This window comes from Pseudomonas sp. BF-RE-21, from assembly GCF_019947305.1.
In the GTDB taxonomy this organism is placed as follows: Bacteria; Pseudomonadota; Gammaproteobacteria; order Pseudomonadales; family Pseudomonadaceae; genus Aquipseudomonas; species Aquipseudomonas migulae.
The window spans coordinates 1-14,856 of the sequence record NZ_JAGYGF010000004.1; the positions used below are offsets into that span (position 1 = coordinate 1).

General features: G+C 60.1%; 11 protein-coding genes. 5 read left to right on the forward strand and 6 right to left on the reverse strand.

What is annotated here, in order from left to right:
• A partial coding sequence (locus KGB25_RS04425) for an ATP-binding protein (protein ID WP_223434358.1) occupies positions 1-591 on the forward strand: 591 nt, incomplete at its 5' end.
• Positions 592-697: 106 nt separating this feature from the next.
• Here KGB25_RS04425 and KGB25_RS04430 read toward each other — a convergent pair.
• From KGB25_RS04430 to KGB25_RS04440, 3 genes are all read right to left on the reverse strand, one after another.
• Positions 698-1,942, reverse strand: a complete 1,245-nt coding sequence (locus tag KGB25_RS04430) for a lipoprotein-releasing ABC transporter permease subunit (RefSeq protein WP_008037700.1) — start codon at positions 1,940-1,942, stop codon at positions 698-700.
• A 64-nt stretch (positions 1,943-2,006) separates the two neighbouring features.
• Positions 2,007-2,690, reverse strand: coding sequence for a lipoprotein-releasing ABC transporter ATP-binding protein LolD (gene lolD / locus KGB25_RS04435; RefSeq protein WP_167362922.1), 684 nt, complete (start codon positions 2,688-2,690; stop codon positions 2,007-2,009).
• 7 nt (positions 2,691-2,697) lie between these two features.
• Entirely contained in the window at positions 2,698-3,948 is a 1,251-nt protein-coding gene (locus tag KGB25_RS04440) for a lipoprotein-releasing ABC transporter permease subunit (RefSeq protein ID WP_223434359.1), read from the reverse strand.
• A gap of 94 nt (positions 3,949-4,042) precedes the next feature.
• Between KGB25_RS04440 and KGB25_RS04445 the strand changes: the two genes are divergently transcribed.
• Together KGB25_RS04445 and KGB25_RS04450 are read left to right on the forward strand one after the other, a co-directional pair.
• Complete coding sequence (locus tag KGB25_RS04445; protein ID WP_008037701.1) at positions 4,043-4,621, forward strand: PilZ domain-containing protein; 579 nt, start codon at positions 4,043-4,045, stop codon at positions 4,619-4,621.
• Between the two features lie 14 nt (positions 4,622-4,635).
• On the forward strand, positions 4,636-5,358 hold the full coding sequence (locus KGB25_RS04450) for a glycerophosphodiester phosphodiesterase (protein WP_008028453.1): 723 nt from the start codon (positions 4,636-4,638) through the stop codon (positions 5,356-5,358).
• A gap of 42 nt (positions 5,359-5,400) precedes the next feature.
• On the opposite strand, the gene sthA is transcribed toward KGB25_RS04450, so the two are convergent.
• Positions 5,401-6,795: a Si-specific NAD(P)(+) transhydrogenase gene (sthA, locus tag KGB25_RS04455; RefSeq protein ID WP_008028455.1), complete on the reverse strand. Its 1,395-nt coding sequence runs from the start codon at positions 6,793-6,795 to the stop codon at positions 5,401-5,403.
• A gap of 207 nt (positions 6,796-7,002) precedes the next feature.
• On the reverse strand, positions 7,003-7,989 hold the full coding sequence (locus tag KGB25_RS04460) for an FAD:protein FMN transferase (protein WP_223434525.1): 987 nt from the start codon (positions 7,987-7,989) through the stop codon (positions 7,003-7,005).
• A 118-nt stretch (positions 7,990-8,107) separates the two neighbouring features.
• Between KGB25_RS04460 and KGB25_RS04465 the strand changes: the two genes are divergently transcribed.
• Positions 8,108-9,406, forward strand: coding sequence for an MFS transporter (locus KGB25_RS04465; protein WP_008028459.1), 1,299 nt, complete (start codon positions 8,108-8,110; stop codon positions 9,404-9,406).
• A 173-nt stretch (positions 9,407-9,579) separates the two neighbouring features.
• Here the strand turns inward: KGB25_RS04465 and KGB25_RS04470 are convergent, their stop codons facing one another.
• Entirely contained in the window at positions 9,580-11,043 is a 1,464-nt protein-coding gene (locus KGB25_RS04470; RefSeq protein WP_008028461.1) for a glyceraldehyde-3-phosphate dehydrogenase, read from the reverse strand.
• A gap of 363 nt (positions 11,044-11,406) precedes the next feature.
• Between KGB25_RS04470 and mfd the strand changes: the two genes are divergently transcribed.
• Complete coding sequence (mfd, locus tag KGB25_RS04475) at positions 11,407-14,856, forward strand: transcription-repair coupling factor (protein WP_008028463.1); 3,450 nt, start codon at positions 11,407-11,409, stop codon at positions 14,854-14,856.

The window sequence follows — 14,856 nt, forward strand, 5'->3', positions numbered from 1 at the left end:
ACCCTCACCCGCCCACGCCCCCTTGAGGATTACCGCGAAGCACTGCACAGCAACCTCGAAGAACTGCAATGGATGGCGCAACTGGTCAACGACATGTTGTACCTGGCCAAGGCTGATCACGGGTTGCTGATGCCCAAACGTGAACCCCTGGAATTGGCGGAAGAAGCGGATGTGTTGCTGGAGTTTTTTGCGCCATTGGCCGAAGACGCCCAGGTGACGTTGAGCCGTGAAGGCAACGCGCGCCTGGAGGGCGACCGGAGCATGTTGCGTCGGGCACTTTCGAATTTGCTGGATAACGCGCTGCGATTCACGCCGGCCGATGGCGAGGTTCGGGTGCGGATTATCGAGCGGCCTGAAGGTTTGAGTCTGACGGTCGAGAACAGCGGCGACGGCATTGACGGGGCATTACTGCCGCGTTTGTTTGATCGCTTCTACCGCGCAGATCCGGCGCGACAGGAAGGCAGCAGTGAACATGCTGGGTTGGGGTTGGCGATTACCCAGTCGATCATTCGGGCCCATGGCGGGCAGATTCGTTGCGAATCGGAGAATGGGTGGACGCGGTTTGTGATTGAGTTGCCCAAGGAAGATTGAGACCAGCAGGTCCGGCCTCATCGCGAGCAGGCTCGCTCCCACATTAGTCCTGAGTCGCCTCGGTCAATTGTGGGAGCGAGCCTGCTCGCGATAGCGGTGTCAGGGCTTACGAATATCTCAGCGCGTGAGCCGGCTCGATCTTCGCCGCCCGCCACGCCGGGTAAACCGTCGCAAGGAAGCTCAACACAAACCCGGCCGAGCAAATCAACAGCACATCCCCGCCCTGCAATTCCGAAGGCAGGTTGCTGACAAAATACACGTCAGAACTGAAGATGTGCTGCCCACTGACCCGCTCCACCCAACCCACCAGCTCACTGACGTTCAGCGCGGCAATCACGCCGAGCACGCCACCGATCAAGGTGCCGACCACGCCAATCACCGTGCCCTGGACCATGAAGATCGCCATGATCTGCCGTGGCGTGGCACCGATGGTACGCAGGATCGCGATGTCCGCGCCCTTGTCGTTCACCACCATGATCAAGGTCGCGATGATGTTGAACGCTGCCACCGCAACGATCATCAGCAACAGCAGGCCGATCATGGTTTTTTCCATCTTCATCGCGCTGAACAGACTGCCCTGGGTGTGAGTCCAGTCGTCAGCCTTGTACGCCGTGCCCAAGCCGCCAGCGATATCGCTGGAGACCTTCGGCGCCGCGTACAAATCCTTCACCGCCAGACGCACGCTCTGCACCTGATTCGGTTCCCAATGCTGCATCTGCGCGGCATCTGCAACGTGGATCAGCGCCATGGAGCCGTCCAGCTCTGCGCCGACCTTGAACACGCCCACCACGTTAAGCCGCTGCATCCGCGGGGTGATCCCGCCCGGTGCGGTGCTGACTTCCGGCACGATCAGGGTGATCTTGTCCCCGACATTCAAGCGGAAACGTCGTGCGGTGATCTCACCGATCACCACACCGAACTCGCCCGGTTTCAAGGCATCGAGACGCCCCTGGACGATGTGCTGGGCAACGATCGAGACCTTGCCTTCCAGCGCAGGATCGACGCCACTGACCTGGATCGGCTGCATCGTGCCTTTGTAGGAGAGCATGCCTTCCATTTCGGTGAACGGCACGGCGGCGGTCACTTCCGGGTTTTTCATCGCGGCGTCGGCCACCGGCTGCCAATCGTCGATCGGGTTCACGCCGACGATGGTCGCGTGAGGCACCATGCCGAGGATGCGCGAGCTCATTTCGCGCTGGAAGCCGTTCATGACCGACAACACCACGATCATCGCCAGCACACCGAGGGCGAGGCCGATCATCGAGGTCATCGAGATGAACGAAACAAAGCGATTGCGGCGCTTGGCGCGGGTATAGCGCGTGCCGATAAAGATCGATAACGGTCTGAACATTCGCTGGGGCACCGTATAAAAACAAAAAGACCCGACGTCTTTTCAGACATCGGGTTTCGGCCAATCAGATAGGCGTCAGGCAACCTTCCTGCAAATGCAGGACGCGATCCATCTGGCGAGCCAGGTTCATGTCGTGAGTCACCACCAGGAACGCCGTGCGCATCGAGGTGCTGAGCTCCAGCATCAAATCCTGAATACCCTGGGCAGTGTGGGAGTCGAGGTTGCCGGTCGGCTCGTCGAGCATCACCAGCCCTGGTTTGTTCACCAGCGCGCGGGCGATGGCCACGCGTTGACGTTCGCCACCGGACAATTCCGCCGGTTTGTGCTCCAGGCGATGGCCCAGCCCTACCCGCTCCAGCAACGCCGTCGCACGCTGACGCGCTTCCGGGATCGCGGTCTTGCCGATCAGCAGCGGCATGCAGACGTTTTCCAGCGCGGTGAATTCCGGCAGCAAATGGTGGAACTGGTAAACGAAACCCAGCGACCGATTGCGCAACAGGCCGCGATTCTTCTCGCTGAGTGCCGACAGCTCTTCGCCGTCGAGCCAGACGCTGCCCTTGGTCGGCGTATCGAGACCGCCCAGCAGGTTGAGCAAAGTACTTTTGCCCGAACCCGAGGTACCGACAATCGCCACGCGCTCACCCGGATGCAGCTCCAGTTGCAGACCGGCCAACACTTCTACCGATTCCGGGCCTTCCTCGTAGGATTTGCCCAGGTTGCGGCAGCTCAAGATTGCTTTATCACTCATGCCCGACTCACTCATAACGTAGCGCCTCCGCAGGCTGGGTGCGCGCGGCACGCCAGGCTGGATACAGGGTGGCGAGGAAACTCAGGACCAACGCGGCGGCGCAGACCATCAACACATCCTGGCTCTGCACTTGCGACGGCAGGTAATCGATGAAGTACACGTCGGCGTTGAGGAACTTGTGTCCGATCAGGCCTTCGAGCAGCGAGATCGCGGCGCTGACGTTCAGCGCGGCGAAGATCCCGACCACGGCGCCGATCAGCGTACCGACCACGCCGATGACCGTGCCCTGCACCATGAAGATCGCCATGATCGAACCCGGCGTGGCGCCGAGGGTACGCAGAATGGCGATGTCGCCCTTCTTGTCGTTCACCACCATCACCAGCGTGGAAATGATGTTGAACGCGGCCACGGCAACGATCAGCAGCAACAGCAGACCGATCATGGCTTTTTCCATGCGGATCGCCTGATACAGATTGCCGTGGGTGCGGGTCCAGTCGCGGGCGTAGAAATGGTCTTCACCGAGCTGCTGGGCGATGTTCCACGCGGTGCGTGGCGCCTGGAACAGGTCGTCGAACTTCAGGCGGATGCCCTGCACCTGATCCGGTTTCCAGCGGTGCAGCTTCGCCAGATCCTGCAGATTGGTGACGCCCAGGTAACCGTCGATTTCACCGGCGCCGACATGGAAGATGCCGACCACGGTAAAGCGTTTCATGCGCGGGAACATGCCGGCCGGGGTCACGGTGACTTCCGGCGCCACAAAGGTCAGCTTGTCGCCGATGGCCGCGCCGAGCTTGGCGGCCGCCTTGTCGCCGATGACGATGCCGAAACTGCCGGGCGCGAGGTCGTCGAGTTTGCCCTGCAGCATGAACTTGTCAATGATCGACACCTGGCGTTCCAGCGCCGGGTCGATGGCATTGAGCAGCACCTTGGAGACCTTGCCGTTGTTGGTCAGCAATCCCTGCATCTGGGTAAACGGCGCCACGGCCGTCACTTGCGGGTTCTGTTTGACCTTGGCGGCGAGGCCTTGCCAGTCGCTGATCGGCTCACCGGACTCGATGGTCGCGTGGGGCACCATGCCCAACACGCGCGTGCGCATCTCATGATCGAAGCCGTTCATGACCGACAGTACGACGATCATCACGATCACGCCGAGGGCAAGACCGATGATCGAAGTCAGGGAAATGAACGACACAAAATGATTGCGACGCTTTGCACGGGTATAACGCGTGCCAATAAATACGAAGAGAGGTCTGAACATGTCGGGGCTTGTTCGGAGGGAAAAGGAACGTCCTTGTGGCGGGGGTCGATAACCAGCTTTACACTCAGACCACCGCCGCTACCATGGGTTCGCCATGTCGACATTAGATGAAGAAGATCGCCGCGAATACTACCGTATCGAGGACACGATCGCACTGGAAATTCGGCCCCTGTCCGCTCCCGAAGCCGCAGGCCAGGAAGTGTTGCAGGATGCTTCCCCACTCTTCAACCTGCTCAGCGAATTGCACCTGAGCGAATTCGAGTCGCAACACCTGCTGCGCCAGATCAGTGAACGCGACCGCACCCTCGCGGCGTTCCTGAAATCCCAGAACAAACGCATCGATCTGCTCAGCCAGGTGATCGCCATCACCGTGCTTGGGCAGATCGGCGAACCGCAGCCAGTGATCATCTCGGAAGGCGGCATCGACTTCCAGAATCCGACCGCTATCGCTGAAGGCACTCACTTGTCGGTGAAACTGGTGTTGATGCCACAAGCCCTCGGCCTGTTGCTTCGGGCGCGCGTCACCCATTGCGACCGCAAGGGCGGCGGCTTCGACATCGGCACCGAGTTCGAACGCCCGACCGATGCCCAGCGCCAACTGCTGGCCCGCTACATTCTGCAAAAGCAGGCCCAGGAACGACGCCTGGCCCGCGAAAACGAATCAGGCAATTAATTTAAGGAAGAACCGTGACCCTCATCTACGGCCATCGCGGCGCCAAGGGCGAAGCACCGGAAAACACGCTGAACAGCTTTCAGCAATGCCTCAAGCACGGCGTGCGCCGTTGCGAACTGGACCTGCACCTGTCCATGGACGGCGAGCTGATGGTCATCCACGACCCGACGCTCAAGCGCACTACCGACCGACGCGGCAAGGTGGTCGAGCACACAGCCGCCGAGCTGGTGACCTACGACGCGCGCAAGGGCGGACCGGGCTGGATCAAGCCGTGCCCTATTCCTACGCTGGAAGAGCTGTTCGAGAAATGCGATTTCGAACACTGGCAGCTGGAAGTCAAAAGCGCTTCACGCACCCGCGCCGCGACCACCGTCCTGGCGATTCGTGAAATGGCTGTACGTCATGGCCTGCTCGACAAGGTGACCATCACTTCAAGCTCGCGCGAAGTACTCAAAGCCGCGCTGGACCTGGTGCCGGACGTGTCTCGCGGATTGGTAGCCGAGTATGCCTGGCTCGACCCGTTGAAGGTCGCGGCAAGCTATGGCTGTGAGATTCTGGCGTTGAACTGGACCCTGTGCACGCCGGAGCGCCTGGAGAAGGCACAGCGACAGGGGTTGCATGTGTCGGTGTGGACAGTCAACGAGCCCGCGCTGATGCGCAGACTCGCCGACTTCGGCGTTGACAGCCTGATTACAGACTTTCCCGGTTTGGCCACCGCCACGCTCGAGAATTGCTGAAATCGGTCTCCCCGGCCGGCTCAGGCCACCGGCCGGAGCCGCTCAAAAAAGCCGGTTGAGGCCATCGTACGCCGCTACCCGATAGGCTTCGGCCATGGTCGGGTAGTTGAACGTGGTGTTGACGAAGTACTTCAGCGTGTTCAGTTCGCCCGGCTGGTTCATGATCGCCTGACCGATGTGCACGATCTCCGACGCCTGATAACCGAAGCAGTGAACGCCCAGCACTTCCAGCGTTTCGCGGTGGAACAGGATCTTCAGCATGCCCTGAGGCTCGCCGGCGATCTGCGCACGCGCCATGCCCTTGAAGAACGCCTTGCCCACTTCGTACGGCACTTTGGCCTGAGTCAGCTCCTGCTCGTTCTTGCCGATCGAGCTGATCTCCGGAATGGTGTAGATGCCGGTCGGTACGTCGTTGACGAAGCGCCAGCTGCCGTTGTCGACGATGCTGCCAGCGGCCGAACGGCCTTGGTCGTGCGCGGCACTGGCCAGGCTCGGCCAGCCGATCACGTCACCGGCGCCGTAAATGTTCGGCACGCAGGTGCGGTAGGCTTCGTCGACTTCGATCTGGCCACGGCTGTTGACCTTGACGCCGATGTTTTCCAGACCCAACTGATCGGTGTTGCCGGTACGACCGTTGCACCAGAGCAAGGCGTCGGCCTTGATCTTCTTGCCGGACTTGAGGTGCAGGATCACGCCGTTGTCCACGCCTTCGACGCGGTCGTAGTCTTCGTTGTGGCGAACCGTGATGTTGTTGTTGCTGAAGTGGTAGCTCAACGCCTGGGAGATTTCCGAGTCGAGGAAGCTCAACAACTGACCGCGGTTGTCTACCAGCTCAACCAGTACGCCCAGACCACTGAAGATCGACGCGTATTCGCAACCGATCACGCCGGCGCCGTAAACGATGAGTTTGCGCGGGGTGTGGCCGAGGCTGAGGATGGTGTCGCTATCGTAGATACGCGGGTGGTGGAAATCGATGTCCGCCGGGCGATAAGGACGCGAGCCGGTAGCGATGATGATGTGCTTGGCCACCAGTTTTTCGACTACACCGTTGGCGCAGACCACTTCGATGGTTTGCTCGTCGGCGAAGCTGCCGGTGCCGAAGAACACGTCGACGCGGTTACGGGCGTAGTAGCCGGTGCGCGAAGCGACTTGTTTGGAAATGACTTTCTCGGCGCTTTTCAGCACGTCCGGGAACGAGAACCAGCGCGGCTCACCAATGGCCCGGAACATCGGGTTGGTGTTGAACTGCATGATCTGCCGGACGGAGTGACGCAGTGCCTTGGACGGGATGGTGCCCAGGTGGGTGCAGTTGCCGCCAACCTGGCGACGACTATCGACCATCGCCACCTTGCGCCCTGCTTTGGCGGCGTTCATTGCCGCGCCTTCTCCCGCCGGGCCGGAACCCAGCACCACCACGTCGTAGTTGTAGACAGCCATGCATACTCCTCAGAACAGGCCGCGGCGCTCTCGGCACCTGCGGCTAAATCACGCCGATCTGCGGCGTGAAGGAACAATTTGGGGCCAGTGCAGAACCCGGACACAGTCTATAGAAGCGTCAACGCCGCGCACATTAACCCTTGGTCGCGTCGTAGGCTACTTTTGCCTGCACTACAACGCCAGTTTTCAATGCGCGAATCACCGTAATCATTCGGTTTTGCCGCCACTGAGGCGTTCAAAAGCCTGATTGGTACGTATGACGAAACCTGTATCGGCACGAATCACAAAGAATGCACCTATGTTGTGGGTTTCGGCATAGTCCCAACCCCGTTCAGGACCGAGAATCAGCAACAGCGTCGATAGTCCATCGGCCATCAACGCTGAAGGATGAATGACCGTGACTGACGCCAGGGTGTGTGAGACCGGCGTACCGGTGTGAGCATCGAAGGTGTGGGAATAACGCCGCCCGTCCTGCAGAAAATAGTTTCGATAGTCGCCGGAAGTGGACACGCCGTAGCCGTCGACCGCGATGACGCGTTCTGCAACTTGCTGATCGTCTCGGGGTTGTTCAAGCGCGATGCGCCACGGCGAGCCATCAAGCTTCTTGCCGGCAGCCTTGAGTTCGCCGGTGGCTTCGGCGAGGTAGTTGTGGATGCCCATCGCGTCGAGTTTTTCGGCAATCGTATCGACGGCGTAGCCGGCGGCGATGCTATTGAAGTCGACTTCGACGGCGGCGTCCTTGCACAACTGATCGCCTTCGATGCGCAGATGCTGATAACCGACTCGCTGCCGCACCTCGGCAAGCGCTTGGGCATTGGGCACTTTTTCTTCACGCGCCTGGGGGCCGAATCCCCAGAGATTGAGCAGTGGCTCCACGGTCAGGTCGTAGGATCCTTCGCTTTGCTCTGACAGTTGTTCACCAACGCGGATCAATTTGAGGATGGACGCGGGCATTTTCTGACAGCGATTGGCGGGCAGATCGTTGAAGCGCTCGATGTCCGAATCGCTGCGATAGGTAGACATTTGCTTGTCGACCTCGGCGAGGATCTTCTCCACCTCGCTGCGCACCTGTGCGGGCGCGGGCAGATTGGCATGGCGCACGTATTTGATTGAATAAGTGCTGCCCATAGTCGGGCCGCCGATGCTTTCCATGGAATCGCCATTGCCGCAGCCAGCCAAAACACCAGCCAGCATCACAACCACCTTCCAACGTCCAGTTAACAAATCTTCATCTCCCAGTAAAAGCACGCCAGCCATTATGGGACACACGCGAAACGCTTTCTTACAAGATTTAAAAAGTGAGTATCCAGACATGTCCTCCACGACCGGCAAAGGCAAAGCGATTTTTCGCGTTGTCAGCGGCAACTTTCTCGAGATGTTCGATTTCATGGTCTACGGCTTTTACGCCACAGCCATCGCCAAAACCTTCTTCCCCGCCGACAGCGCTTTCGCTTCCCTGATGCTGTCGCTGGCCACCTTCGGTGCCGGCTTCCTGATGCGCCCGTTGGGGGCGATTTTCCTCGGTGCCTACATCGACCGTCATGGCCGCCGCAAAGGCTTGATCATCACCCTCGCGATGATGGCGGCCGGCACGGTGCTGATTGCCTGCGTGCCGGGTTACGCCACGCTGGGCGTGGCCGCGCCGCTGATCGTGCTGTTCGGCCGACTGCTGCAAGGCTTCTCTGCCGGCGTGGAACTGGGCGGTGTGTCGGTCTATCTCGCGGAGATTTCCACACCGGGGCGCAAAGGGTTCTTCGTCAGTTGGCAGTCTGCCAGTCAGCAAGCGGCGGTGGTGTTTGCCGGCCTGCTGGGGGTGGGTTTGAACCACTGGCTCAGCCCGGAAGAAATGGGTGAATGGGGGTGGCGCGTGCCGTTCCTGATCGGCTGCATGATCGTGCCGGTGATCTTCGTGATTCGCCGTTCGCTGGAAGAAACGCCTGAGTTCCAGGCACGAAAACACCGCCCTACCCTGCGGGAAATCGTCCACTCGATCGGTCAGAACTTTGGCATTGTCATCGCCGGCATGGCGTTGGTGGTGATGACCACGGTGTCGTTCTACCTGATCACCGCCTACACCCCGACCTTCGGCAAAGCCGAACTGCACCTGTCGGATCTGGATGCGTTGCTGGTGACGGTCTGTATCGGCCTGTCGAACTTTTTCTGGCTGCCGGTGATGGGTGCTGTGTCCGACAGGATCGGGCGAAAACCCCTGCTTCTCGCGGCGACCATTCTGGCGATTCTCACCGCCTACCCTGCCCTGTCGTGGCTGGTGGCGAACCCGAGCTTCAGCCATTTGCTGATCGTCGAGTTGTGGTTGTCATTCCTGTATGGCTCGTACAACGGCGCCATGGTCGTGGCGCTGACCGAGATCATGCCAGTGGAAGTTCGTACGACCGGTTTCTCTCTGGCCTACAGCCTGGCGACGGCAACCTTCGGCGGGTTTACGCCGGCAGCCTGTACGTACCTGATTCATGTGCTGGATAACAAGGCTGCGCCGGGGATCTGGCTCAGCGGCGCGGCAGTGCTGGGGTTGATTGCGACGCTGGTGTTGTTCCGTGGTAACCGGCATGAGTTGCGGACGGCGCAGGCGGCGGTGGTTGGCGGCGCCTGACAGACCGCTTTCGCGGGCAAGCCTCGCTCCTACATTGGATCTGTGTCGTTCACAAGTCCCCTGTGGGAGCTAGCCTGCTAGCGATGAGGCCCGACCTGGCGACACGGCTCAAAAGCCCCCACAAACAAAAACGCCCCGACCAAAGTCGGGGCGTTTTCATGTGCAGCTAAGGCTTAGCGCGGGAATGCTGGCGGGTTTACACCGGCCATGTCTTCCATCACGCGAACCACCTGGCAGCTGTAACCGAATTCGTTGTCGTACCAAACGTACAGAACAACGCGGTTGTCTTGGGTGATGGTTGCTTCAGCGTCCACAACGCCTGCGTGGCGCGAGCCAACGAAGTCGGTGGAGACCACTTCCTGCGAATTGACGAAGTCGATTTGCTTGTGCAGATCGGAGTGCAGCGCCATGTAGCGCAGGTACTCGTTCATCTCTTCACGGGTGGCGGCTTTCTCAAGGTTCAGGTTGAGAATGGCCATCGACACGTTTGGCGTCGGAACACGGATCGCGTTACCGGTCAGCTTGCCGGCCAGCTCAGGCAAAGCCTTGGCAGCAGCGGTGGCTGCACCGGTCTCGGTGATCACCATGTTCAACGCGGCGCTACGGCCACGGCGATCGCCCTTGTGGAAGTTGTCGATCAGGTTCTGGTCGTTGGTGTACGAGTGAACCGTTTCAACGTGACCATTGACGATGCCGAACTTGTCGTTGACAGCCTTCAGCACCGGCACGATGGCGTTGGTGGTGCAGGAAGCAGCCGAAACGATCTTGTCGTCAGCGGTGATTTCGCCGTGGTTGATGCCGTGAACGATGTTCTTCAGCTTGCCTTTGCCAGGCGCGGTCAGAACAACGCGGTCGATACCCGGGCAGGCCAAGTGCTGACCCAGGCCATCGGCGTCACGCCATACACCGGTGTTGTCCACCAGCAGCGCGTCTTTGATGCCGTACTGGGTGTAATCCACTTCAGTCGGGTTCTTCGCGTAGATAACCTGGATCAGGTTGCCGTTGGCGGTGATGGTGTTGTTTTCTTCATCGATGGTGATGGTGCCGTTGAACGAACCATGTACCGAATCGCGGCGCAGCAGGCTGGCGCGTTTGGTCAGGTCGTTCTCGGCGCCCTTGCGCACCACGATGGCACGCAGACGCAGGCCGTCGCCGCCACCGGTTTTTTCGATCAGGATGCGCGCCAGCAGACGGCCGATACGACCGAAGCCGTACAGTACAACGTCGGTGCCTTTGCGAGCGGAGGCGTTTTGCTGGCCAACCACTTCAGCCATTTCTTCACGGACGAACTGCTCGGCAGTACGGCCATTGCCTTCGACGCGGAATTTGTACGCCAACTTGCCCAAATCTACCGAAGCAGCGCCGAGCTTGAGCTCGCTCATGGCTTTCAGCAGAGGGAATGTTTCGTGGACGGAGAGTTCGCTATCGTCGGAAGAACGATGGCGAGCAAAGCGGTGAGCTTTGAGAATCGCGATGACAGACTGGTTGATCAGGCTGCGGCCATAGATCGAGCTCACCACGTTGTTATTGCGGTAGAGCTGACCGATAAGCGGAATCATCGCTTCTGCGAGTGCTTCACGGTCGATCCATTCACCAAGACACTGGTCGGGCTTCTGAGTCACGGGAACCTTCCACATGTAGGGGCAGAAAAAAGGGGCTACATTATGCCGCCGAGTGTCTCTCGTAGCAATGCGCGCCTGTCGTGCGATCCGTAACAATTTCTTCTTCAAAAAAATTACGCACCGCCGAAGCCCAGTAAAACCGCGGCTTTCAGCGAAGTCAATTTTTTGGAGACATCGCTATCTTATCCGTAACCCTCCGTAACACTCGGTCATTTAGCCACTACATAATCAGTAATTTTCAGCAAAAAACCGGCGTTTTTTGTCTTTACCACTACATTTCGCCAAACCTGCGTAATAGACACAGTCAGCAACTGACAGGCGGCACCCGGGGCCGCTACAATTACCGACTTTGTCGCAACGCTTGGAGCTCAACCTTCCGTGCCCGTTCTGCGTCTACCGCTTCTCCCTGCCGCGGCAGGTAAACAGCACTGGGGCAACCTGCCCGGTGCCGCCCTGAGCCTGGCCATTGCCGAGGCTGCCAGCGCTGCCAAGCGCTTTACCCTGCTACTGACCGCCGACAGCCAAAGTGCCGAGCGGCTGGAGCAGGAGCTGGGTTTCTTCGCCCCGGATTTGCCGGTGCTGCATTTCCCGGACTGGGAAACCCTGCCCTACGATCTGTTTTCGCCACACCAGGACATCATTTCCCAGCGCATCGCTGCTCTATATAGATTGCCGGAGTTGAGCCATGGCGTGCTGGTGGTGCCGATCACCACGGCCCTGCACCGCTTGGCGCCGACCAAATTCCTGCTCGGCAGCAGCCTGGTGCTGGACGTTGGCCAGAAGCTCGACGTCGAGCAAATGCGCACCCGGCTTGAGGCCAGCGGTTATCGCTACGTCGACACGGTGTACGAGCACGGCGAATTCACCGTCCGCGGCTCGCTGATCGATCTGTTCCCGATGGGCAGCAAACTGCCCTTCCGGATTGACCTGTTCGATGACGAAATCGAGACGCTGCGTACCTTCGATCCGGAAAACCAGCGCTCCATCGATAAAGTCGACACCGTCCGCTTGCTGCCTGCACGGGAATTCCCGCTGCAGAAAGATGCGGTCACCCGTTTCAAGGCACGCTTCCGTGAGCGCTTCGATGTCGATTTCCGTCGCTGTCCGATCTTTCAGGACCTGAGCAGCGGGATTACACCGGCGGGTATCGAGTACTACCTGCCGCTGTTCTTCGACGAAACCTCGACCCTGTTCGATTACCTGCCCCAGGACACCCAGGTGTTTTCCCTGCCGGGCATCGAGCAGGCGGCGGAAAATTTCTGGAACGACGTGCGCAATCGTTATGAAGAGCGCCGCGTCGATCCGTCCCGTCCTTTATTACCGCCAGCCGAATTGTTCCTGCCGGTGGAGGACTGCTTCGCACGCCTGAAGAACTGGCCGCGCGTCGTCGCCAGTCAACAGGACGTTGAAACCGGTGTCGGCCGCGAGCGCTTCCCGGCGCGAGAACTGCCGAACCTGGCCATCGAAGCCAAAGCCACTCAACCGCTGGCCGCACTGGCCGGTTTCCTCGACGAGTTCCCGGGTCGCGTGCTGTTCACCGCCGAATCTGCGGGCCGTCGTGAAGTGCTGCTGGAACTGCTGGAACGCCTGAAGCTGCGACCGAAAACCGTCGACAGCTGGCCCGACTTTGTCGCGAGCAAGGAGCGCCTGGCGATCACCATCGCACCGCTCGATGAAGGCCTGGTGCTCGACGATCCGGCCCTGGCGCTGGTCGCCGAAAGTCCGTTGTTCGGTCAGCGCGTGATGCAGCGTCGTCGCCGTGAAAAACGCGCCGACGCCAACAACGACGCCGTGATCAAAAACCTCACCGAACTGCGCGAAGGCGCCCCGGTGGTGCACATCGATCACGGCGTTGGCCGCTATCTGGGCCTGGCGACGCTGGAAATCGACGATCAAGCCGCCGAGTTCCTGACCCTGCAATACGCAGAAGGCGCCAAACTGTACGTGCCGGTGGCCAACCTGCACCTGATCGCCCGCTACACCGGCAGCGACGATGCCCTGGCCCCATTGCACCGTCTCGGCTCGGAAACCTGGCAGAAAGCCAAACGCAAAGCCGCCGAACAGGTGCGCGATGTGGCGGCGGAATTGCTCGACATCTATGCCCGCCGCGCTGCTCGCGAAGGTTATGCCTTCGAAGATCCGAAAGCCGATTACGCCACTTTCAGCGCCGGGTTCCCGTTCGAAGAAACCCCGGACCAGCAAACCACCATCGAAGCCGTGCGCGCCGACATGCTCGCACCGAAGCCGATGGACCGGCTGGTCTGCGGCGATGTCGGCTTCGGCAAGACCGAAGTGGCGATGCGCGCAGCGTTCATTGCGGTGCACGGCGGTCGTCAGGTGGCGATCCTGGTGCCGACCACCCTGCTCGCCCAACAGCACTACAACAGTTTCCGCGACCGCTTCGCCGACTGGCCGGTGACGGTGGAAGTGATGAGCCGCTTCAAGTCGGCCAAGGAAGTGAATGCCGCTGTCGCCGACCTTGCCGAAGGCAAGATCGACATCGTCATTGGCACCCACAAGCTGCTGCAAGACGACGTGAAAATCAAAAACCTCGGGCTGGTGATCATCGACGAAGAACACCGTTTCGGTGTCCGTCAGAAAGAACAGCTCAAGGCCCTGCGCAGTGAAGTCGACATCCTCACGCTGACCGCCACGCCGATTCCGCGCACGCTGAACATGGCAGTGTCCGGCATGCGTGACCTGTCGATCATCGCGACACCGCCGGCCCGTCGCCTGTCGGTGCGGACGTTCGTCATGGAGCAGAACAAGAGCACGGTCAAAGAGGCGCTGCTGCGGGAGCTGCTGCGTGGCGGACAGGTCTACTACCTGCACAACGATGTGAAGACCATCGAGAAATGCGCCGCCGACCTCGCCGAACTGGTGCCGGAAGCGCGGATCGGCATCGGCCACGGGCAGATGCGCGAACGCGAACTCGAGCAGGTGATGAGCGACTTCTACCACAAGCGCTTCAACGTGCTGATCGCCTCGACCATCATCGAGACCGGCATCGACGTGCCGAGCGCCAACACCATCATCATCGAGCGCGCCGACAAATTCGGCCTGGCGCAGTTGCACCAGTTGCGTGGCCGCGTCGGTCGCAGTCACCACCAGGCCTATGCTTATCTGCTGACACCGCCGCGCCAGCAAATCACCCCGGATGCAGAAAAGCGCCTGGAAGCGATCGCCAATACCCAGGACCTCGGTGCGGGCTTCGTGCTCGCCACCAACGACCTGGAAATCCGTGGCGCCGGTGAACTGTTGGGCGACGGCCAGAGCGGACAGATTCAGGCGGTCGGCTTCACCCTGTACATGGAGATGCTCGAGCGTGCGGTGAAGTCGATCCGCAAGGGCGAACAACCGAATCTCGATCAGCCGTTGGGCGGTGGCCCGGAAGTCAATTTGCGTGTTCCGGCGCTGATTCCCGAAGACTATCTGCCGGATGTCCACGCACGGCTGATTCTCTACAAACGCATTGCCTCGGCCACCGATGAGGATGGTCTCAAGGACCTGCAAGTGGAGATGATCGACCGTTTCGGCCTGCTGCCGGAGCCAACCAAGAACCTGATGCGCATCACAGGGCTGAAGTTGCAAGCCGAAGTGCTGGGCATCAAGAAAGTCGACGGCGGCCCGCAAGGCGGCCGGATCGAGTTCGCGGCGCAGACACCTGTCGATCCGCTGACCCTGATCAAACTGATTCAGGGCCAGCCTAAACGCTACAAATTCGAAGGGGCCACGATGTTTAAATTCATGGTCCCGATGGAGCGCCCGGAAGAGCGCTTTAATACTGTAGAGGCATTGCTTGAATGCCTCATTCCGAAAACTGCTTGA

Excerpts from the sequence above, each read along its gene's own strand:
- KGB25_RS04430 (WP_008037700.1), bottom strand. The coding sequence starts at position 1,942 with ATGTTCAGACCGTTATCGATCTTTATCGGCACGCGCTATACCCGCGCC.
- lolD (WP_167362922.1), bottom strand. The coding sequence starts at position 2,690 with ATGAGTGATAAAGCAATCTTGAGCTGCCGCAACCTGGGCAAATCCTAC.
- KGB25_RS04440 (WP_223434359.1), bottom strand. The coding sequence starts at position 3,948 with ATGTTCAGACCTCTCTTCGTATTTATTGGCACGCGTTATACCCGTGCA.
- KGB25_RS04445 (WP_008037701.1), top strand. The coding sequence starts at position 4,043 with ATGTCGACATTAGATGAAGAAGATCGCCGCGAATACTACCGTATCGAG.
- sthA (WP_008028455.1), bottom strand. The coding sequence starts at position 6,795 with ATGGCTGTCTACAACTACGACGTGGTGGTGCTGGGTTCCGGCCCGGCG.
- KGB25_RS04460 (WP_223434525.1), bottom strand. The coding sequence starts at position 7,989 with ATGCTGGCTGGTGTTTTGGCTGGCTGCGGCAATGGCGATTCCATGGAA.
- KGB25_RS04465 (WP_008028459.1), top strand. The coding sequence starts at position 8,108 with ATGTCCTCCACGACCGGCAAAGGCAAAGCGATTTTTCGCGTTGTCAGC.
- KGB25_RS04470 (WP_008028461.1), bottom strand. The coding sequence starts at position 11,043 with ATGTGGAAGGTTCCCGTGACTCAGAAGCCCGACCAGTGTCTTGGTGAA.